Raw genomic sequence first — 19,213 nt, forward strand, 5'->3', positions numbered from 1 at the left:
GGAGAGGGACCATCTATGAAGAAGACCGTGCTCGTCGCCGTGGCGACGGCCTTGCTCGTGAGCGGCTGCACCACCACGGATCCGTATACGGGCGACCAGAAGATTTCCAACACGGCCGCAGGTGCTGGTCTCGGTGCCCTGGCAGGTGCCAGCCTCGGTCTGCTTGCCGGCGGCAATGACCGCCGCAACGCGCTGATCGGCGCCGGCATCGGTGCGCTGGCCGGCGGCGCCATCGGCGCCACCATGGATCAGAACGAAGCTGAACTGCGCCGGCAGCTCGAGGGTACCGGTGTCAGCGTCACTCGCAGTGGTGACCAGATCATCCTCAATATGCCGTCGGACATCACCTTCAATGTCGATCAGGATGCGGTGAAGCCAGGCTTCTATCCGGTGCTGAACTCGGTTGCGCTGGTGCTGAAGAAATTCAAGCAGACCACGGTCGATGTTTTCGGTCATACCGATTCGACCGGCGGCGACCAGCACAATTTCGATCTGTCGCAGCGCCGCGCACTGGCGGTTGCCAACTATCTGTCCGGTCAGGGCGTCGATCAGCGCCGCTTCGCCGTCACCGGCTTCGGCAAGACGCGGCCGATCGCATCCAACGCGACGGCCGCCGGCCGCGAGCAGAACCGTCGCGTCGAGATCCAATTGTCGCCGCTCACCTGACGATCTGTACCGCAACGAATGTGAAAACGGCCCCAATGCGGGGCCGTTTTTGTTTGAGCGGCCATCGCACCCTGCAGCTGTCGCGCTTAAGAATTAGCAACAGCTAAATAACTGCTTTCCTACAGTCACGGAAAGGAATAGCATCATCGCTGTTCCAGAGGGGATGAGGCGGTACAACTGGCCGCGTAACAAGCATTTTCCCGCCTCGGTCTTGCACGGCCAGATGAAATGTCTGGGAGGAATGCATGACAAGAACAACCTGCCTCGGGCGCTGCGGCGTCCTCGCTTTGACCAGTATTGCGGGTCTGTGGTTGGGGCTCGCCACGGCTCAGGCCGAGGACGCCAACAAGGCCGACATCGAAGCCTTGAAGAAATCATTGGCCAAGTATGAAGACTATACCGCAGCTGTCCGCGACCTCTATCTGTCGACGGTCGGCTGCGTCTTCTACAGTGGGGAAAAGATACCGGGCTCGATGGATTACCCGAAAGGCGCCATGGGCGTCCATTTCGTCAACGTCCCAAGCGTCGGCCAGAAGCTCGACCCGATGAAGCCCAACGTGCTGATCTACGAGCCGACCAAGAAAGGCCTGAAGTTGGTCGGCGTGGAGTGGCTGGTGCCGTTGACACCGAACGTCAAGGAAGTCCCCACACTGTTTGGCCAGAAATTCATGGGTCCGATGGAAGGACACTATCCGCTCATCCCGAGGGAGTTCGTCCACTACGATCTTCACGCCTGGCTGTTCAGGGACAATCCGAACGGCATGTTCAGTCCGACGAACCCGAACGTGAAATGCAGCAAGGCCGATTTTCCGATGCTGGAGAAGCCGACCAAGATGATGCCTGGGCCGATGTAGCGGCCGGCCAAGCCAATACATGTCGGCGCTGAATTCCGTTGCGTCGGTCCTGAAGAAGTTCCGCCGGACGACCGTCGACGTGTTCGGCCATGCCGATTCGAACAACAGCGACCAGCACAATTTCGATCTGTCGCAGCGCCATGCGCTGGCGGTCGCCAACTATCTGTCCGGCCACAAAACGGCCCCTCGCGTGGGGCCGTTTTTGTGTTGTGAGCCCACTTAAGATATTGCGTCAGCCCGCTGTCATCGCGTCGGTGAGAATGGAGCAGATACGCGAGATTGCTTCATCCGAAAGATCTGTCCAGCAAGGCAGGCCCAGTTGAGTCGCAACAAGCGTCTCGGTGACCGGCAGCGGTACTTTGGGAAAATGTTCGAAGGCTGTGTGCCGATGYAGGCCGCCGCCCCACCATCGACGGACACCAATTCGGGCTTGCGTCAGCACATTGAGTGCCGTTTCCATCGAATCCGACGGCAGGCCAACGGTAACGGTGGAGGATATCCAGCGTTCGCCAAATCCATCCTGCACGTTCACCCCGGAAGTCGAAGCAAGCGAGCGGCAATAGCCTCTGGCAACACGCTGGTAGGCGGCACGTGTAAGTGTCCAACCGTCCAGTGCGGCGAGGCCGACGGCCGCGCCATACTCACTGAGCTTGCCATTCAACGCCGGCGATGCCGCCTCGCGCGAATTTGCAAAACCAAAATTGGCCTTCTTCACAATTTCGTCGATCAGAGCGCCGTCGTCGGACGCAATGAAGCAGCCTTCGCCAACGCCGAGTGCCTTGGTGGCATGCAGGCTGACGACTGCCGGAACCCGCGATGGCGTCAGCGAGTCGAAGGCCGCGGCCGCGTCAATTGCCACGGCAAGACCGGTATCGCTCTTGAACCGGTCCCAGTTCGCGGCATCCATCGGGCCGCCGAACGGCATAACCGGCATGACGGCACCGACCTTGCCAGGAGCCTGCCTGAGGAGTTGTATCGCCGCCTCTGGCAACAATTGCTGGGTGTCGAGGTCGACGTCGACAAGCCAGGGAACGAGCCCTGCGAGGACCGCCGCGTGCGCGCTGGCGGCGAAGGTCCAGGACGGCATCATGCAGAGACTGCCCTTTGCCGGTTTCTGCGCCATCAGCGCCAGGGCCAACCCCAGCGTTGCGTTTGCCAGGCACACGACATGACCCACGGCGATGCGAGCCCTGAGACCTTCCTGGAAGCGCTGATTCAGCGGACCGTTGTTGCTGTACCAGCGGTTCGCGTCGATCTCGCGCAGATAGGGCAGAATGTCGTCCGCTGTTGGCAGGCGCGGGCGCGCGACCGGGACATCAGGCGTCGGATCGGGATCGGCATCCCATAATTTGCTTGTCATGAAGCTTTACGGCCGTCGGCAATCCTGAGGTATAAATCTTCATTGGCCGGCAATGGCCGCAAGGTTTCGGGCCGGCTGCTGCCGATCTGGAACCGGGTTGAGTTTTGCGAGACGGTATAGAAATGCCAATGATCGGCGCATAGAAATACGAAGCTGGCAAAGGATATAGCTTCCTGGCCACAGAGGCGACGGTTACGGCGCCAGTGCCTCACATACGCGCTGCCAAGCGACATCTCCTCTCGCTTGGCAATGATGGTTCGAGCAAGGCGTGCAGCCATCAGAGCCGCACCGGCCAACTCAGCGAGCCGGCTAAGGCTGGAATGTTTTCTTCCAGCCAGGGCCGCCTGGGACGCCCGGCTGCGGCGGAACCCTGGCGACCCCACGTAGCCATTCACCAGGCGATCGAAATAGGCATCCGGCTGGTACAGGCGCCGCACCAGCCTGTCGTAGCCGGCCTTGAGGACTTCGCGCGTCATGTTCTTGGGATGAAAGCTGACATGTGGGTCGCTGAGATCCAGCCGACCTTCGGTCTTCAGCCGATCGTAAAGTGGCGTCGTTGGAATTGGACACAGGACGGCGACCGACACCAGCGCGATGCCGCTTTGCTGAATGAATTCAAACTGCTCGTCGAAGATCGCTTCGTCGTCGGCGTCGAACCCGACGATGAAGCCGGCGTGGATCACCAGCCCCTTGTCGCGGATGCGCTGCAGCTTCTCAAGCATGGAGTCGCCGCGAACGTTTTGAACCTTCCTGGTTTCGGCCAATGACGAGGCGCGAGGCGATTCGATTCCGACAAAGACCTGGCGGAAATTGGCCATCCGCATCAGGTCGAGCATTTCCTCATCGTCGCCCAGATTGATGCTGGCCTCGGTGGAGAAGATCAATGGATAGTTGTTGGCCCGCTGCCAATCGATCAGCACGCGCAGCAACTCCTTGGCCTTGGCCTTGTTGCCGATAAAATTGTCGTCGACCAGGAAGCAGGTGCTGAATCCGGCTTTCACGATCGCCTCGAATTCGAGGACCATCTGCGCGGGTAACTTGAGACGCGGGCGGCGACCGAAAATGGTGATGATGTCGCAGAATTCGCACATGAATGGACATCCGCGCGAAAACTGCAGCGATGCTACCATATAGCGTCCGGGTTTCAGCAGGTCATATCGCGGCGTCGGCACGGTCTCCATGTTGGTTTTGGCGTCTTGCTCGTAACGCCGTTGCACCACCCCGTCTTGCGCGAAAGCCGTAAGGAATCGCGGCCATGTCTCCTCGGCTTCGCCGATGAAACGCACGTCGCAGCGATCGACAAACTCCGATTCAGCCACTGAAACGTAGGGGCCACCGACCACCGCGGTGACCGGAAGATCACGCAGCCTATCCAGGATCTCGAACATGCGGTCGCGCTGCACGATCATGCCGGTCACGCCAACGATGTCGAAGTCGCCAAGCTGCTCGAAATCGATGTCCTCGACGTTCTCGTCGACCAGGACGACATCGCAATGCTCCGGAGCAAGGGCCGCCAGCGCCGGCAACGAGCCCGTCACGATCCAACTGCGCTTGCTGCCTGGTAAAATGGAAAGGACTTCATCACGGGTCCAGATGGAAGGGTGGAAGCGCGGATTGATGAGACAAACGCGAAGCCGGCGCGGCGAAGGGATGTGCGAACTGTGCATCGTGTTGGGCCGATCTGACCAGAGGTACTGGGGCGCAGCGTTTCATGTCGTTGATGGCGTGATATACAGGGCCATGTCGAACGTATAGGGCAATTCCATGAGATATTACAATTGACTGATATAAATCCGTACAGCGCGCTTGTTGCGCATTATGAGGCGTGTTTTGCGCGACACGGAGACACATTTAAAGGAGTCGACTGGCCCGATGCCGAAGGGGCAGCGACGCGTTATCGCGTGATGGCAGAGGTGATGCGTGAGCGCGGCTCAGTCGACCTGCTCGACTTCGGCTGCGGCGCTGGTCATTTCCTCGACTATCTGCGCCAGACTGATCGCAAGGTGCGCTACCGGGGGCTCGATCTGTCGGCGCGGTTTGTTGACCTGTGCCGGCGCAAGTATCCCGGCGTGGCGTTTGACTGCCTGGACGTGATGCAGGACGGGGCAGCTGTGCCCGAGGCCGACTACATCGTCATGAACGGTGTCTTCACCGAGCGCTGCGGCATCGCCTACGAGACGATGTTCGATGCCATGACTGGATTGCTGGCAAAAATGTTCCCGTATGCACGCAAGGGAATGGCCTTCAACTTGATGTCCAAACACGTCGACTGGGAGCGAGAGGATCTCTTTCACGTGCCCTATGACCAGATCAGCCGCTTTGTCGTCGGTCAATTGTCGCGCCATCACGTCATTCGCGCCGACTACGGACTCTACGAATACACTGTTTACGTCTACAAGGCTGCCGCATAGCCGGACAATCCACGGTGATGACGAGCAGACCAGGGATGCAAGGCAAGGGCGCACGGGGGCGGCATGGCGGATGTGGTCATTTTTGGGGCAGGGCAGCTCGCTGAAGTTGCCAAGGCCTATCTCGACAGATTCGGCGAGGATCGTGTCGTTGGGTTCACTGTCGACGAAGCCTTCCTCACGCAACCCGAGTTCAAGGGCCTTCCCGTGGTCGCCTGGGAAAGGCTTGAGGAGCGCTTCCCGCCTGATGCCGTCAAGCTGCTCGGTCCGCTCAGCTACCAGAATCTCAACGAGTTCCGCAGGAATAGGCACGCGGAGGGCAGGGAGCGTGGATTCGGCTTTGCGCGCTTTATCCATCCCTCGACCCACAATATGGCGGAGACGGTTGGCGACAACTGCTTCATTCTGGAAAACTGCACGCTGCAGCCGTTTGTTCGCCTCGGCGAGGGCATCATCATGTGGAGCGGCAGCCATGTGGGTCATCACTCCATCCTCGAGGACTTCTGCTTCGTGTCGTCGCAGGTGGGCTTGGCGAGCGGCGTCCGTATCGGTACGTGCAGCCTGATCGGCGGCCAGGTCGGCGTCGACAACGGCATCACGATCGGCGCGGGAAGCTACATTGAGTCTCGTTGCATGATCCGGCGCGATGTGCCGCCCAACAGTGTGGTTCGTCATCCCTCGGATCTGCCGAAGCCCTATTCCAGCGCCCGTATCAAGTCGATGAAGTTCCGCTGATGCCCGACCATCAGAGGAAATGGACCCGGCGGGGATTGCTGGTGTCGGTAAAGGCGGGAGGGTGGTGGGGCAGTCACGCACAGTCCCCAACGGTTCTCGCCCTTTCGCCTCGGCTTTGGCGTATCTATTTCGCAGGACGCAACAGCGACAACCTGTCATCCATTCTGGCCGTCGACGTCGACCCGCAAGACGGCATGCGTGTGTTGGACGAGCATCTCGATCCACTCCTGGAGTGGGGCCCGCCAGGGAGCTTCGATAGCACCGGGCTGGGGCCGTCTTGTGCGCTGATGATCGGTGGGCGCGTGCACCTCTATTATTCGGGTGTTTATCCACGCAACGATGTCAGCTTCCAGATCGCCATCGGGCTCGCCATCAGCGATGACGGGCTGAGTTTCAAGAAGGCATTCGCCGGTCCGGTCCGGGGCATTGGTCCGGCAGATCCGTATTTCGTGTCGACGCCCTTCGTCGGAAAGACCAAGTACGGCTATCGCATGTGGTATGTGAGCGGCACCGGCTGGGCGCAGGTAAACGGCGTTTGGGAGCCTGAATATGTCCTGCGCAGCTGTGATTCATTAGACGCCATCGTGTGGGAAGCGGAATCGATCGCCGTCTCCGCTGACGACCTTGGTGACGGTATCAGTCAGACGCGCCCCTGGATCACGAATGAGGCTGGCGGCATGCGCCTGTGGTACAGCCGGCGCGGGCGGGACTTTCGCGCTGGCGGCAAAGAAGCTTACCGACTGTTTTCTCGTCGCATGGACACCCGGAACGGAACCGTCGGTGGAGCCGAGCCTGTGATTTTCAGCAATCCGCCGGCCGCCGGCGAATTCGACAGCTCGATGCAGGCCTATTGCTGCATCATGCAGCGCCCCTCCGGCGACGTGATGTTCTACAATGGCAACGGGTTTGGCGAGGCCGGCATCGGCTGGGCAACTCGCGATTTGACTTGAGCAGGCTCGAATGACTTTCGAATTTCGCATCCCGATCCTGCCCGAACAGGAGTTTTTTTCAAACGTCAAACTGGCTGCTTTGTCGCTGGCCAGTCTCGGCGGCGCCTATGCCACCGCCCCCATTTTGGTCTCCGTCGGGGGGCATGCCGACTTCAGTGAAATCAGTGCCGTCAATCGATGGTCATCGGCCTACCCGGTGACGTGGCGTCCCGTGCCTCACGCTGTCAGCGATCGGGGCTTTTCCTCGGGCTTCGACCGCTATGCCGAACCGCCAAGCGGCGATGTCATCATCCTTGTCGATGCCGATGCCTGCCTGATGCGGCCTATCGACGGCCTTCTGCAAAGCATGCGCGACGCCGATCGTCCTACCGTGGCCGGGCTGCCGGCGCATTTCTCGCCATTCTCGAGAAATGGCGCGGAAAATGACGCCGCGTGGCGCCGACTTCTCGGGGCATTCGGCTTCGGCGACACGCCCCTGAACTTCCGATATTCCCAGTCGCCTGATGAAGCGTTCGGTGGCTGCCCAGCGTATTTCAACTATGGTTTCGTCGCCTTCAACAAGATGGCATTCACCGCTATTCAGCCATTGATCCGCCCGCTGACGGCGCGCGTAGTGGACTATTTGAAGGATACGCCCTCCATTTTCTTTTCTGCCCAGATCGCGCTGTCATTGGCGATCCTGACGGTTGGAGCCGATCCTTTGCCGCTTGGGCCGGAGTACAACTGCCCGAACTCGGACGAGATGCTGGCGCACGGGCTGCATGATGCGGCTGATATCAGGGTGCTGCATTATCTTCGCCGCGAGCAGTTCGACCGTCACAGCTTCCTGTGCAAGCGCGATGAATTCGACGCTTTCTGCAACATGTCATTCGCATCTCCGGTTCTGCAAGCCTTCCAGCAGCACGTTCGAAGTCTGCCTCGCCTCTTCTATGGCGAAGGGGAAACATAGTGACGGGCAAGCTCACCATTGCTGTCATGCAGCCATACTTCTTCCCCTATGCGGGTTATTTCCGCCTGATGGCCGCGAGCGACATCTTCGTTGTTTTCGACGATGTTCAGTTCGCGCGCCGGGGAAGGGTGCACCGCTGCGAAATGACGCCGGGACACTGGCTGACATTGCCGGTTGCGCCGATGCCTTTCGACGCGCTGATAAAGGACCTGCGCTGGGCGAACGATGCCCGAACCACCTTGGACAAGCGGCTGGCTGTCTTCGGCCTGCCAGGCCAAGCGCGGACGCCAGCGGCAGAGCAGATCAACGGCCACCTGACCGGGGCCCTTGGCGACGTGACAGATTTTCTCGAGGAGGGTCTTCGGCTAACGGCCGATGCGCTTCAACTCAGACCGGATGTCGTTCGCAGCTCCCGCCTCGGCATCGATCCTGCCTTGCGTGCACAAGCCCGCGTGATCGCCATCGTTCAGGCACTTGGCGGCCAGCGCTACATCAATGCTCCAGGCGGACGTAGCCTTTATTCACGCGATGCCTTTCAGCAGGCAGGTATAGATCTTCGATTTCTCGTGCCCTATGCAGGAAGGTTCCCGCACATCTTGCCTGCCTTGTTAGGCAACGGCCTTGCCGACCTTCGCGATGATATCCGAAAGACGTGCCAATTGGCCAAGTGATCGTTTGCCGATCACTTGGCGGCTATTTCAAGCTTGGCCCAGTCAGACCTTGGCGACGATGCGCATGAAGGCCGGCATGTCGTCGCCGAAGCCAACGGTGGTGTCGTTGTCTTCCTGGTGGCGATGGCGGGCAGGACGACTGTTGTCTCGCTGCGGCCTGGTGTCACCGCGTTCCGGTGCCCGCTGTTCGTTGCGATCGGAGGATTTGCGTTCGGTGTTTTCCGAACGGATCGCCTCCTTGCGTGCGCGCCGCTCGCCAATATCGGCGACGGCCGTCGCAGCCACATCGGGCTGTTCTTGCTGTGCGACCACGGTCGAGGCGTCTTCCCCGGTGTGTCTGGCACGGCGTTCGCCACCCTTCTTGCGCTCGCCTCTGTCCTTGCGATCGTCGTCCTTGCGGCCGGCGCGACGCGGCGCGCCTTTGCCACGGCGCGGGGCATCGTCCTCACCGCCTTCGCTGGCCACGACCGTCGACAGGTCACCGTCATGCCATTCGATCTTGTTGCCGATCAGCCGTTCGATGGCGTCGATGTATTTGGTGTCGGACTTCGTCGCGATGGTGAAGGACTTGCCGGAGCGACCGGCACGGCCGGTGCGGCCGATGCGGTGGACATAGTCCTCGGCATGGATCGGCACATCGTAGTTGAAGACATGGCTGACATCGGGGATGTCGAGGCCGCGCGCGGCGACGTCCGATGCCACGAGGTAGCGCAGCTTGCCATCACGGAAATTGGCCAACATCTGCATGCGGGCGCGCTGGTCCATGTCGCCATGCAGGGCGCCGGCATCGAAATCATGCTTCAGCAGCGAGCGGAACAGCTCCGACACTTCGACCTTGCGGTTGCAGAAGATGATGGCGTTCTTCAACTCAGCGTCTTCGGCCTTGATGAGGTTGCGCAACGTCTCGCGCTTGTCCCAAGGCTTCGATCCTGATTTGACCAGCCGCTGGATGATGTTGGTGGCGGCCGACGCGGCCTTCGAAACTTCGACACGCACCGGCGCATGCAGAAACTTTTCCGTCAGCTTGGTGATTTCCGGCGGCATGGTCGCCGAGAAGAACAGCGTCTGCCGGGTGAAGGGGATCATCTCGCAAATGCGCTCGATATCGGGAATGAAGCCCATGTCGAGCATCCGGTCGGCCTCGTCGATGACGAGGATCTCGACGCCGTTGAGCAGAAGCTTGCCGCGCTCGCGATGGTCGAGCAGGCGGCCAGGCGTCGCGATCAGCACGTCGGCGCCGCGCTCCAGCTTCTTGTCCTGCTCGTCGAACGACACGCCGCCGATCAGAAGCGCGATGTTGAGCTTGTGGTTCTTGCCGTATTTGACGAAGTTTTCCTCGACCTGCGCGGCAAGCTCGCGCGTCGGTTCGAGAATCAGCGTGCGCGGCATGCGGGCGCGGGCGCGGCCCTTTTCCAGCCGGGTCAGCATCGGCAGCACGAAGGAGGCTGTCTTGCCGGTGCCGGTCTGGGCTATGCCCAGCACGTCCTTGCCGAGCAAGGCGTGCGGGATGGCACCGGCCTGGATCGGTGTCGGCTGCGTGTAGCCGGCATCGGTAACTGCGGAAAGCACCTTCGGCGACAGGCCGAGGTCTGAAAAGGTCAACGCTTCTTGAGCGATCGTGGTGTCTGAGGACAAGTGTTGTTGTCTTTGGCTGGTTCGGGGAGGCGCAACGTTATTCGTCGCGGCAAGCGCCACGCGCTTGCAAGATTGGCATTGCGATTAGGCGCAAGGCCGCGATTTGTCAACAGAAACGGGCGGGATTGGCGCGATTGTGAAGCTGTAACCTTAATCGCGATGCTTAATCCGGCCGCTTGTCTCTGTGTCGGCTCAGTAACGGAACTGCTCAGCAAGGATGCGCTCGTTCCAGGAGTGATTGGGGTCGAACAGCAAGGTTGCCGTCGCCGCCGGCGACTCCCGCACCGTTACCGAGGTCACCGCCTTGACCTCCGTATGGTCCGCCGCGGCGTTTACCGGCCGCTTTTCCGGCTCCAGAATATCGAAGCGCACGGTCGCCTTGTTGGAGAGCAATGCGCCACGCCAGCGGCGCGGGCGAAACGGGCTGACCGGCGTCAGTGCCAGGAGCGGCGCGTCGAGCGGCAGAATCGGGCCATGCGCTGAAAGATTGTAGGCGGTGGATCCGGCCGGCGTCGCGATCATGACGCCATCGCAGCTGAGTTCCTCGAGCCGTATTTGGTCATCGACGCTGATGCGGATCTTGGCCGTCTGGTAGGATTGGCGCCACAGCGCAACCTCGTTGATCGCCAGCGCCGAGACGGTTTCGCCTTCCGAGGTGACGGCCAGCATTTCCAGCGGCCGGATGGTTTCGGCGACCGCGGCCGCGATGCGCTCGGTGAGCCCTCCTGAACGGTACTCATTCATCAGGAACCCGATGGTGCCACGGTTCATGCCGTAGACCTTCTTTCCCGTTCCCATCGTGTCGCGCAAGGTCTGCAGCAGGAAGCCGTCGCCGCCCAGGGCCACCACAACCGCGGCCTCGGCGACCGAACACTGGCCATAGCGCGCCGACAGACTTTCCAGCGCCGCCTTGGCGTCTGCTGTGTCGGACGAGACGAAGGCGATGCTGTTGGCGGCTGTGCTCATGGCTCCCCGATCGCGACCGATTGGCGGCGGCAGTCTGGCCGCATCCGCGCCGGGGTAGCACGGGGTGGGCAGGTCTGCAAAGAGAGCCGTTGTGCCGGCACGCTAGGCATGCCGCGCGGGCATCGGCCGAACCTGCGGATCGCGCTTCATGACAGTGCACGAGCGAATGTGATGGTTAAGGCGGGGCTTAAAGTCTCGTAAAGGCGGAACGATCATGTTAGCCGGCATGAATGGCGTGGGGGCGCCCGCAGCACCGCTGTATCCTTTGGGATGCCAAAAGGACGTTGCGGCAGTTTTGTTTTGTGCGCATGCCTCCTCCGGGGACACGCACCAGCCAGACGAGGCCGACATATTGCCGGTAGCACGCCTGATCATCGTCTTTGTCATGCTGGGTAGCTTCGCCCTGGTCTTCGCCGAGCTTGTGCGCCAGTCGGAAAATATGAGCATGAGACCGCTGCCGACAGCGTCGCGCTGCGGCGATGCCGCCGGAATGCCTTGCCCGCAACGGGCACTATAGGTCGCCGGAATACGCCATTCGTCTGTAGATACCGCCGACGCTCGGCCGATCCCGAGCGACAGTTTCATGCTTGGGCGACCGGAGCCCTGGCTGGCGCAAGTTTGATCGTTGCAATTGCGGCATCGACGAAAGCACTGGTAGAAGGCGTGTCCTATCCGGATAGGATCCTGTTCCCGTCGTTTTGGGAAACAAGCGTTGCGGCGCGTTGACCGGCCGTGTTTCTGAAGGGGAGCGCGCATGCCGCACAGCGTGTTGGTTTCTGGTGGCTGCGGCTTTCTCGGCTCCCATCTTGTCGATCGTCTGCTGCTGCGTGAGGATCTGGAAACGCTGGTCATCGTCGACAATCTGTGGACCGGATCGCGCGACAACATTGCCCATGTCTCGGACCCGCGGCTCAGCTTGCGGATTGCCGATGCCGAAAGCTTCACGACCAGCCAGCATTTCGATGAGATCATCCATCTGGCGTCACCGGCTTCGCCCGTATGGTACATGCGCGAGCCGGCGCGCACGATCAAAGCCAATATAGGCGGCGCGCTCAATCTTCTGTCGCTGCTCAGGCCCGGCGGTCGCTTCTGCTTCGCCTCGACCTCGGAAGTCTATGGCGATCCCCTGATGTCGCCGCAACCGGAGAGCTACCGGGGATCCGTGGACTGCACCGGGCCACGGGCCTCCTATGACGAGAGCAAGCGCTGCACCGAGGCGCTGCTTTTCGAAGAGCAACGCGTCAGCGGGCTCGATGTGCGCGTCGTCAGGCTGTTCAACACCTATGGGCCGCGAACGCGCATCGATGACGGCCGCGCCGTTTCGAATTTTGTCTGCCAAGCCCTGACCACGGGAATCCTGACCGTCCATGGCGACGGCTCCCAATCGCGCAGTTGGGGGTATGTGGACGATATCGTCGATGGCCTGGAACGTTTCTTTTGGCGCGACAGCATCGCATACCGAGGACCCCTGAACATCGGCAACAATCGCGAGGTCTCGGTTCTCGGTATCGCGAAATTCGTCTGCTCGCTTGTTCCAGGCAGCCGCATCGAACACCGTGCGCCAATTCCGCAGGATCCGACAAACCGCTGCCCGGACTTGACCCTGGTAAGGCAGGTTCTTCCCGGATGGGAGGCGACGACCGGCTATCAGGAAGGGATCCGGCGCACCTTCGAGTGGTACCGGCGACGGATTGTGACTGAGGACAGATCGGCGGCAAGCGCCTGAAAAGCCGAAATTCTGGGCGGTCATACCGAGCGCGAAAGAGATACCCGTGCCGCCTGCCATTCCGGTCTCAGCTTGCTGCGTTGTCCAGGACAACTGGGCCAGCCGCGGCAATGTCCGCGAAAAGATATTGACTGTATAGTTAGTTATAAATAATCGTAACGCAGACGACCAAGTCGGCCAGCTGGCATTCCGCCGGTGAATGGCCGCGAAAAGGGGAATATTTTGACAGCCAGCGGCCCGCCTTGGGCCGAAGGGCACAGCCAGGCTTGTTCATCAGCAGGAGACGGACCGAGGCGGCGACGCGGCCGGTCCCAACAATGGGAGCACTAGCATGAACTGGAAACTGACCGCGGCGGCCGTCGGGCTGTCGCTGCTCGCCGCAACCGGCGTTGCCCGCGCCGATGGCGAACTCAACATCTACAATTGGGGCAACTACACCAGCCCTGACCTCATCAAGAAGTTCGAGGAGACCTACAAGGTCAAGGTCACCGTCACCGACTATGATTCCAACGACACCGCATTGGCCAAGGTTCGCCAGGGTGCGTCCGGCTATGACATCGTCGTGCCGTCGGCCAGCGTCGTGCCGGTCTGGATCAGCGAAGGCCTGCTCCTGGAGACCGAACCCAACAAGATGGAGAATTTCAAGAATGTCGATCCGCGATGGGTCGACGTTCCCTTCGATCCGGGCCGCAAATACACTGTTCCGTGGCAGTGGGGCACGACAGGCATTTCGGTGAACAAGTCGGTGTATTCCGGCGACCCGAACACCTCGGCGATTTTCCTCGACCCGCCGCCGGAGCTTGTCGGCAAGATCAATGTCGTGCCCGAAATGGGGGACATCATGTTCCTCGCCATCGCCTATGAGGGCGGCAAATATTGCACCAACGATATGCAGGTACTGAAGAAGGTGCACGACAAGCTGGTCGAGGCCAAGGCGAAATGGCTCTCGCTCGACTACGCGGCCGTCGACGGCCTGGGCAGGGGCGACATTGCCGCCGGCGTCAACTGGAACGGCATTTCGCTGCGCCAGCGGCTGCAGAACGACAAGATCGTCTACGGCTATCCCAAGGAAGGTTTTCCGATCTGGATGGACAATGTCGCCGTGCTCAAGGACGCCAAGAATGTCGAGAACGCCAAGCTGTTCCAGAATTTCATCATGGATCCGAAGAATGCCGCGATGATCTCGGCTTTCGCCCGCTACGCCAACGGCATCAAGGGGTCCGAGGCTTTCATGCCGGACGACATGAAGACGGCGCCGGAAGTGGACGTTCCGGCTGAATTTGCCGCCAAGGGCCAGTTCATGCCGGCCTGTCCATCGGATGTGCAGGCGCTCTATACGAAGATCTGGACCGACCTCCAGAAATAGCGTCGCCGGACCAACCCAACCACAGTCACCGGGCCGCAGCGTGCGGTCCGACACCCTCCATGCCAGGTGCGGTCTCGCGATCGCAGGAGACTTCCAATGTCCGATCTCGACCTCTGCTACATGCCGGCCCATGAGGCGCTGCGGCTGTTCAAGGCGAAGAAACTCTCGCCCGTCGAATTGATGCAGGCCACCATTCGCCGCGCCGAAGCCACCAGATCGTCGATCAACTGCTTTACCTTCACGCATTTCGAAGAGGCGATGAAGCTGGCCGCCAGGGCCGAGGCGAAATACGCCAGGAGCGCCAGGACCGGCGCGCTGGAAGGCCTGCCGATCGGCATCAAGGATGAGAGCTACATCAAGGGCAAGCCGACCTCGCACGGCTCGCTGCTTTCCAGGGATGCCGTAAGCGGCCACACCTCGACAATGAACGAGCGCATCATGAAGGCCGGCGGCATCGTGCATGCCCGCACGGCGACGCCGGAATTCAGCTGCGCGGGCTACACCTGGTCGAAGCGGTGGGGCGTCACCCGCAATCCATGGAATCGCGATTTTACGCCGGGCGGTTCGTCGGGTGGTGCTGCGGCAACGCTCGCTTCGGGAACATCATCGATCGCCACCGGTTCGGATATTGCCGGATCGATCCGCATTCCGGCCTCGGCCTGCGGTCTCGTCGGCTACAAGCCGCCTTACGGCCGCAATCCCGACGAGCCGCCCTTCAACCTCGATTTCTACTGCCACACCGGGCCGCTGGCGCGAAACGTCAGGGATGCCATCCTGCTGCAGAACGTCATGGCGGGACCGAGCCCGCTCGACATCGCCACGCTGCGTCCCAAGCTGCGCCTGCCGCTCGACTACAAGCCGATCAAAGGCTGGAGAATAGCCTTCTCCATGGATCTCGGCTCCTTCGAGGTCGACCCCGACGTGCGCAAGAACACGCTCGCCGCCTGCGATGTGTTCCGCTCGCTCGGCGCCACGGTCGAGGAAGTCGATCTTGGCTGGGACGGCGGGGTGCTCAAGGCCGGAATGGCGTATCTCGAACACCTGTTCGGCGCGTCGTTGTCGCAACTGCTTGCGGAGCACGCCAGCGACATGACTAGCTATGCCCGACGCTTTGCCGAGGACGGGCAAAAGTCCAAGGCCACCGACTTCGTCGCGACACTGGACGTGGCGGCCAGGATGTACCAGACGCTCGGCCCGCTGCTGGAGACCTATAATGTGCTGATCTGCCCGACAAACGCGCTGCCCGCGGTACCGGCGGAGTTCGACCAGACCAGGGACAGGGTGGAGATCAACGGCAGGGAGGTGAACCCTTCGCTGGGCTGGGTGATGACGACGCCCTTCAACATGCTGAGCCGTTGCCCGGTTCTCTCCATACCGTCGGGCCGCGCCGCCAGCGGCGTGCCGACTGGCATCCAGATCGTCGGCCGCACCTATAGCGACGCCGATGTCTTCCGGGCCGGACTGGCCTATGAAACGGCTCGGGGGCAATGGTATGGGAACACTGGGACACGCCCGTCGCTCTGAGCGATTTTCGGGATCAGCCGGCGTGGCACATGGCAAGCAATCTGTGCGGCGGGATATTCCGCCGTGGGTCCGAAAGGCCTGACGAAAATGGCGCAACGCAAGGCAACCGCAAAGCCGGAGAAACGCAAGCTCGCGACGACCAAGGGCGCGGCAAACGATGCCGCGCCGCCGAAGGACCGCCGACGCGAGCGCGGCGAAGCCAGCGTACAGCGCATCATCGACGCCACGATCGAGCTCATCGCGGAGGAGGGCCTGGCAAGCCTCACCATGCAGCGTATCGCCGAACATGTCGGCTCGTCCAATGCGCTGGTCGTCTTTCATTTCCGCAGCAAGGAAAACCTGTTCCGCGCCGTGCTTCAGTATCTCAGCGATCAGTATGACGCGCTGTGGATCAGCCTGGTGCGGGCGCCCGGCCTGTCGCCGGTCGAACGGCTGCTGGGCGCCGTCGATTGTGCGCAGCGTTTCGCCCGGCAGCATCCCAAATGGGTGTCGGTCTTTGTCGTGTTCTCAAGCGACCGCAAGAGCATGCAGATCTACAACGAGATCGGCCTGCCGAGCGATCTCGCCTACACCGCCGAAGCGCGCGAACTGCTGATCGAGATTTCGCGCAGCGCAGGGTATACCGGTGTCGACATCAACACCTTGTCGGAGAGCCTGAATTATCTGGTTCACGGCGCATGGTACTGGGACCATCTGAACCCGTCGAGCCGCGACACCAATGTGCTGCGCAAGACCATGCTGCTCCTGCTGCATCAGGCATTTCCGCGGCATTTTGAATTGATGCCGTAGCTGTTCTCAGGGGCGCTGCCGCAGGTGGCAGCCGGCCTGGCGTTTCTGCGCCAGGTACTCGTCGATCAGCTGGCGGTAGCGCACCTTGCCGAAACTCGGGAAATGGCCGCCATGCACGACCGAGACGTCGAGATCGCGCATGGCGAGCAGTGTCTCGACATAGTCCGACATATCCGAATGGTAGACGTCGTCGATCAGCGGGCCGTCATAGATGATGTCGCCGGACAACAGCATGCCGGTCTTCTTCTCGTAGAGTGCGATGCCGCCGGGTGAATGGCCCGGTGTGTGGATCACCTCGAAGGCGCGGTCGCCGAGATCGATGACATCGCCATGGCCGAGCAGGCGGTCAGCCGGGGCAGGCAGGATCCGGTAACGGGACGACTCCCAGCCTTGCGGCAATCCGTCGAACATATCGTCGGTCGCATAGCGGTCAGCCACCGTCCACTCGTTGCGCGGATCGGCGAGGATTTCTGCTTCGGCCCGGTGCACGCAGCGGTCAGGAAATTCGTGATGGCAGCCAATATGGTCGAAATGCGTATGGCTGGCGACGCAGGTCAGCTTGCGTTCGGTGACCAGCGGCACATGTGTGCGCAGGCTGAAATGGCCGAGACCGGTGTCGAACAGAAGGTCGCGGTCGCGGCCGCGCACATGCCAGATGTTGCAGCGGAAGAACGGTTTTATCCACGGCTCATGGATCAGCGTGACGCCGTCGGCCATGCGGATGGTCTCGTACCAGCCTGGTGCACCGATGACCGGAAGAGATCCCATTTCAGTCCGCCAAGACGATGATCTGGTCGGTATCGCACGAAACGGCAACGGTGTCGCCGGGCTGGACGGTGGCTGATGCTGGCAGCTTGGCGATGAATTGCAGCGAGGCGTCTTCGACGGAGACGGCAAGCACGCGCTTGAAACTGCCCTGGAAGACCACATCGCTCACCTTTGCCATGCCGAGACTTGCGGTGCCGGCAGTCCCGCCGAGCATGAGATGCTCCGGCCGGATGGCCAATGCGACGGCCGAACCCACAGGCAAGGCGCCGCGCACCAAAACCGGGCCGGCCGGCGTCGTGACGGTGCTTGTCCTGTCCTTGGCTTCCGTGACTTTGCCGGCAAGGATCGTGCTTTCGCCCATGAAGGTCGCCGAAAAACGCGTCGCCGGCCTGGCATAGACGCGCTCGGGCGGCCCTTCGTCCTCGATGCGGCCGTCATTCATCACCACGCAATGGTCGGCCAGCGCCATCGCTTCTTCCTGATCGTGGGTGACGTGGACGAAGGCGGTGCCGACGCGCTTCTGGATCGCCTTCAGCTCGTCCTGCATCTGCCGGCGCAGTTTCAGATCAAGCGCGCCGAGCGGCTCGTCCAGCAGCAGCACCGCCGGCTCGATGACCAGCGCCCGCGCCAGCGCCACGCGCTGCCTTTGCCCGCCGGAGAGCTGGTGCGGCTTCTTGTCGAAGGCGGAGGCCAGCCCCACCAGCGCCAGCGCCTCGCGCGCCTTTGCGGCGCGTGTCGCGCCGTCGACGCCCTGCATGCGCAACCCGAAGCCGACATTGCCGCCGACGCTCATATGCGGAAACAGCGCATAGTCCTGGAACACGGTCGTCGTCGGGCGCCTGGCCGGCGGCACCGCGGTGCAGTCCTCGCCGCGGATGAACACCTTGCCTTCGCTGGGCGTGACGAAGCCGCCCAGGATGGACAACAGCGTCGTCTTGCCCGAGCCCGACGGCCCAAGCAGGATGGTGTAGCTGCCGGGCTCGATCCGCAGCGAGACATCTTTTAGCACGGCCAGCTGCCCGAAACGGTGCGAGACCGCGCGGATATCGACCAGAGGCGCGGTCATGTCTTTCTCCGGCGCAACAATGTCAGTTCGAACAGCACGACCAGCACGATGGAAACGGCGAAGACCAGCGAACCGACGGCGTTGGTCTTGGGATTGAGGCCCGAGCGCAGCAGGTTCCAGATCTCCACGGGCAGCGTGGTGTCGAAGCGGGTCAGCAGGAAGGAGATCACGAACTCGTCCCAGGAGAAGGTCATCGACAGGAAGAAGCCTGCGAAGATGGCGGGCGCCATCACCGGCACGGTGATCAAGAGCAGCACCTTCCATTCCGGCGCGCCAAGATCGCGCGCCGCGCGCTCGATGTTGATCTGGTGATCGCCCATCTGGCTGTAGATGATGGCAAAGCATAGCGGCAGGTTGATCACGACATGGCCGATGCCGGCGGCAAGCAGCGATTTCGGCAAGCCGGCCCAGTTGAACAGCACCAGCAGCCCCATGCCGATGATGAGATAGCTGACCGTCAGCGGCAGCGTGATCAGGCCGCGCAGCAGGCCGGAGCCCGGCAGCACGAAGCGCGCGAAACCCCAGGCGGAGAGAAAGCCGAGCGTGACGGCGGTGGCCGAGGAGATCGACGCCACCAGCAGAGAATTGACCAGCGCCGAGGTCAGCCTGACATCCGAGAGCACCGCCTCATACCAGCGCAGCGACGGGCCGGTGAAGGGAGGAATGGGGAAGGAGGTCGCTTGCAGCGAGAACAGCACCAGCACGACAACAGGCACGAAGATGAAGCCGTAGACGGCAAGCGCATAGAGCCAGGAAACAACGCGGACCACCTGGCGCATC

19 protein-coding genes and 1 pseudogene are annotated in these 19,213 nt (G+C 61.6%); 13 read left to right on the forward strand and 7 right to left on the reverse strand.

Going from position 1 to position 19,213, the window contains the following annotated elements; translation table 11 throughout:
• The first annotated feature begins 15 nt into the window (after nucleotides 1-15).
• From AB4Z43_RS15445 to AB4Z43_RS15455, 3 genes and pseudogenes are all read left to right on the forward strand, one after another.
• Nucleotides 16-666 (forward strand): OmpA family protein, encoded by a 651-nt coding sequence (locus AB4Z43_RS15445; protein WP_441938188.1) that lies wholly within the window; start codon nucleotides 16-18, stop codon nucleotides 664-666.
• 245 nt (nucleotides 667-911) lie between these two features.
• Nucleotides 912-1,520 carry a hypothetical protein gene (locus AB4Z43_RS15450; RefSeq protein ID WP_027046797.1) on the forward strand — a complete coding sequence of 203 codons (609 nt, stop codon included), beginning with the start codon at nucleotides 912-914 and terminating at the stop codon, nucleotides 1,518-1,520.
• A 16-nt stretch (nucleotides 1,521-1,536) separates the two neighbouring features.
• Nucleotides 1,537-1,692, forward strand: a pseudogene (locus AB4Z43_RS15455) (OmpA family protein); the annotation flags it as partial.
• 60 nt (nucleotides 1,693-1,752) lie between these two features.
• On the opposite strand, the gene AB4Z43_RS15460 reads toward AB4Z43_RS15455, so the two are convergent.
• Complete coding sequence (locus AB4Z43_RS15460; protein WP_019857920.1) at nucleotides 1,753-2,880, reverse strand: DegT/DnrJ/EryC1/StrS family aminotransferase; 1,128 nt, start codon at nucleotides 2,878-2,880, stop codon at nucleotides 1,753-1,755.
• Nucleotides 2,877-4,547: a radical SAM protein gene (locus AB4Z43_RS15465; protein ID WP_083246731.1), complete on the reverse strand. Its 1,671-nt coding sequence runs from the start codon at nucleotides 4,545-4,547 to the stop codon at nucleotides 2,877-2,879. The genes AB4Z43_RS15460 and AB4Z43_RS15465 overlap by 4 nt, the downstream gene beginning before the upstream one ends.
• Before the next feature lie 111 nt (nucleotides 4,548-4,658).
• On the opposite strand from AB4Z43_RS15465, the gene AB4Z43_RS15470 reads away from it, so the two are divergent.
• The 5 genes from AB4Z43_RS15470 to AB4Z43_RS15490 all read left to right on the forward strand — a co-directional run bounded on the left by AB4Z43_RS15470 (nucleotide 4,659) and on the right by AB4Z43_RS15490 (nucleotide 8,593).
• Nucleotides 4,659-5,291, forward strand: a complete 633-nt coding sequence (locus tag AB4Z43_RS15470) for a class I SAM-dependent methyltransferase (protein ID WP_208863823.1) — start codon at nucleotides 4,659-4,661, stop codon at nucleotides 5,289-5,291.
• 63 nt (nucleotides 5,292-5,354) lie between these two features.
• On the forward strand, nucleotides 5,355-6,023 hold the full coding sequence (locus tag AB4Z43_RS15475) for an acetyltransferase (RefSeq protein ID WP_441938191.1): 669 nt from the start codon (nucleotides 5,355-5,357) through the stop codon (nucleotides 6,021-6,023).
• Entirely contained in the window at nucleotides 6,023-6,973 is a 951-nt protein-coding gene (locus AB4Z43_RS15480) for a hypothetical protein (protein WP_441938193.1), read from the forward strand. The genes AB4Z43_RS15475 and AB4Z43_RS15480 overlap by 1 nt, the downstream gene beginning before the upstream one ends.
• A gap of 10 nt (nucleotides 6,974-6,983) precedes the next feature.
• Entirely contained in the window at nucleotides 6,984-7,922 is a 939-nt protein-coding gene (locus tag AB4Z43_RS15485; protein WP_441938195.1) for a hypothetical protein, read from the forward strand.
• On the forward strand, nucleotides 7,922-8,593 hold the full coding sequence (locus AB4Z43_RS15490) for a WbqC family protein (protein ID WP_083246734.1): 672 nt from the start codon (nucleotides 7,922-7,924) through the stop codon (nucleotides 8,591-8,593). The genes AB4Z43_RS15485 and AB4Z43_RS15490 overlap by 1 nt, the downstream gene beginning before the upstream one ends.
• A gap of 42 nt (nucleotides 8,594-8,635) precedes the next feature.
• Here AB4Z43_RS15490 and AB4Z43_RS15495 read toward each other — a convergent pair whose 3' ends face one another.
• Nucleotides 8,636-10,228: a DEAD/DEAH box helicase gene (locus tag AB4Z43_RS15495; protein WP_038646580.1), complete on the reverse strand. Its 1,593-nt coding sequence runs from the start codon at nucleotides 10,226-10,228 to the stop codon at nucleotides 8,636-8,638.
• A 192-nt stretch (nucleotides 10,229-10,420) separates the two neighbouring features.
• Complete coding sequence (locus AB4Z43_RS15500; RefSeq protein ID WP_038646582.1) at nucleotides 10,421-11,194, reverse strand: NAD kinase; 774 nt, start codon at nucleotides 11,192-11,194, stop codon at nucleotides 10,421-10,423.
• Between the two features lie 214 nt (nucleotides 11,195-11,408).
• On the opposite strand from AB4Z43_RS15500, the gene AB4Z43_RS15505 reads away from it, so the two are divergent.
• The 5 genes from AB4Z43_RS15505 to AB4Z43_RS15525 all read left to right on the forward strand — a co-directional run bounded on the left by AB4Z43_RS15505 (nucleotide 11,409) and on the right by AB4Z43_RS15525 (nucleotide 16,599).
• Complete coding sequence (locus AB4Z43_RS15505) at nucleotides 11,409-11,711, forward strand: hypothetical protein (protein WP_019857929.1); 303 nt, start codon at nucleotides 11,409-11,411, stop codon at nucleotides 11,709-11,711.
• A 237-nt stretch (nucleotides 11,712-11,948) separates the two neighbouring features.
• Nucleotides 11,949-12,920 (forward strand): NAD-dependent epimerase/dehydratase family protein, encoded by a 972-nt coding sequence (locus AB4Z43_RS15510; RefSeq protein WP_019857930.1) that lies wholly within the window; start codon nucleotides 11,949-11,951, stop codon nucleotides 12,918-12,920.
• 331 nt (nucleotides 12,921-13,251) lie between these two features.
• Complete coding sequence (locus AB4Z43_RS15515) at nucleotides 13,252-14,286, forward strand: extracellular solute-binding protein (RefSeq protein WP_019857931.1); 1,035 nt, start codon at nucleotides 13,252-13,254, stop codon at nucleotides 14,284-14,286.
• 96 nt (nucleotides 14,287-14,382) lie between these two features.
• A complete protein-coding gene (locus AB4Z43_RS15520) occupies nucleotides 14,383-15,810 on the forward strand; it encodes an amidase (RefSeq protein WP_441938198.1) in 1,428 nt (475 codons plus the stop codon).
• A 63-nt stretch (nucleotides 15,811-15,873) separates the two neighbouring features.
• Nucleotides 15,874-16,599 carry a TetR/AcrR family transcriptional regulator gene (locus AB4Z43_RS15525; RefSeq protein ID WP_441938200.1) on the forward strand — a complete coding sequence of 242 codons (726 nt, stop codon included), beginning with the start codon at nucleotides 15,874-15,876 and terminating at the stop codon, nucleotides 16,597-16,599.
• 6 nt (nucleotides 16,600-16,605) lie between these two features.
• On the opposite strand, the gene AB4Z43_RS15530 is transcribed toward AB4Z43_RS15525, so the two are convergent.
• Genes AB4Z43_RS15530 through AB4Z43_RS15540 form a run of 3 tightly spaced genes read right to left on the reverse strand, consistent with a single transcriptional unit; the run spans nucleotide 16,606 to nucleotide 19,212 of the window.
• On the reverse strand, nucleotides 16,606-17,367 hold the full coding sequence (locus AB4Z43_RS15530; RefSeq protein ID WP_441938203.1) for an MBL fold metallo-hydrolase: 762 nt from the start codon (nucleotides 17,365-17,367) through the stop codon (nucleotides 16,606-16,608).
• Nucleotide 17,368: 1 nt separating this feature from the next.
• A complete protein-coding gene (locus AB4Z43_RS15535) occupies nucleotides 17,369-18,433 on the reverse strand; it encodes an ABC transporter ATP-binding protein (RefSeq protein ID WP_064982859.1) in 1,065 nt (354 codons plus the stop codon).
• Nucleotides 18,430-19,212 (reverse strand): ABC transporter permease, encoded by a 783-nt coding sequence (locus AB4Z43_RS15540; protein ID WP_064982861.1) that lies wholly within the window; start codon nucleotides 19,210-19,212, stop codon nucleotides 18,430-18,432. The genes AB4Z43_RS15535 and AB4Z43_RS15540 overlap by 4 nt, the downstream gene beginning before the upstream one ends.
• Nucleotide 19,213: the final 1 nt, after the last annotated feature.

Origin of the sequence: Mesorhizobium sp. 2RAF45, assembly GCF_052115225.1 — a bacterium.
Lineage (GTDB): Bacteria > Pseudomonadota > Alphaproteobacteria > Rhizobiales > Rhizobiaceae > Mesorhizobium > Mesorhizobium jarvisii.

Bases quoted from the DNA above. Each gene is read 5' to 3' on its own strand.
- AB4Z43_RS15445 (WP_441938188.1), top strand. From the start codon at position 16: ATGAAGAAGACCGTGCTCGTCGCCGTGGCGACGGCCTTGCTCGTGAGC.
- AB4Z43_RS15535 (WP_064982859.1), bottom strand. From the start codon at position 18,433: ATGACCGCGCCTCTGGTCGATATCCGCGCGGTCTCGCACCGTTTCGGG.
- AB4Z43_RS15465 (WP_083246731.1), bottom strand. From the start codon at position 4,547: ATGCACAGTTCGCACATCCCTTCGCCGCGCCGGCTTCGCGTTTGTCTC.
- AB4Z43_RS15530 (WP_441938203.1), bottom strand. From the start codon at position 17,367: ATGGGATCTCTTCCGGTCATCGGTGCACCAGGCTGGTACGAGACCATC.
- AB4Z43_RS15475 (WP_441938191.1), top strand. From the start codon at position 5,355: ATGGCGGATGTGGTCATTTTTGGGGCAGGGCAGCTCGCTGAAGTTGCC.
- AB4Z43_RS15505 (WP_019857929.1), top strand. From the start codon at position 11,409: ATGTTAGCCGGCATGAATGGCGTGGGGGCGCCCGCAGCACCGCTGTAT.
- AB4Z43_RS15485 (WP_441938195.1), top strand. From the start codon at position 6,984: ATGACTTTCGAATTTCGCATCCCGATCCTGCCCGAACAGGAGTTTTTT.
- AB4Z43_RS15480 (WP_441938193.1), top strand. From the start codon at position 6,023: ATGCCCGACCATCAGAGGAAATGGACCCGGCGGGGATTGCTGGTGTCG.
- AB4Z43_RS15450 (WP_027046797.1), top strand. From the start codon at position 912: ATGACAAGAACAACCTGCCTCGGGCGCTGCGGCGTCCTCGCTTTGACC.
- AB4Z43_RS15510 (WP_019857930.1), top strand. From the start codon at position 11,949: ATGCCGCACAGCGTGTTGGTTTCTGGTGGCTGCGGCTTTCTCGGCTCC.
- AB4Z43_RS15500 (WP_038646582.1), bottom strand. From the start codon at position 11,194: ATGAGCACAGCCGCCAACAGCATCGCCTTCGTCTCGTCCGACACAGCA.
- AB4Z43_RS15515 (WP_019857931.1), top strand. From the start codon at position 13,252: ATGAACTGGAAACTGACCGCGGCGGCCGTCGGGCTGTCGCTGCTCGCC.
- AB4Z43_RS15540 (WP_064982861.1), bottom strand. From the start codon at position 19,212: ATGCGCCAGGTGGTCCGCGTTGTTTCCTGGCTCTATGCGCTTGCCGTC.
- AB4Z43_RS15520 (WP_441938198.1), top strand. From the start codon at position 14,383: ATGTCCGATCTCGACCTCTGCTACATGCCGGCCCATGAGGCGCTGCGG.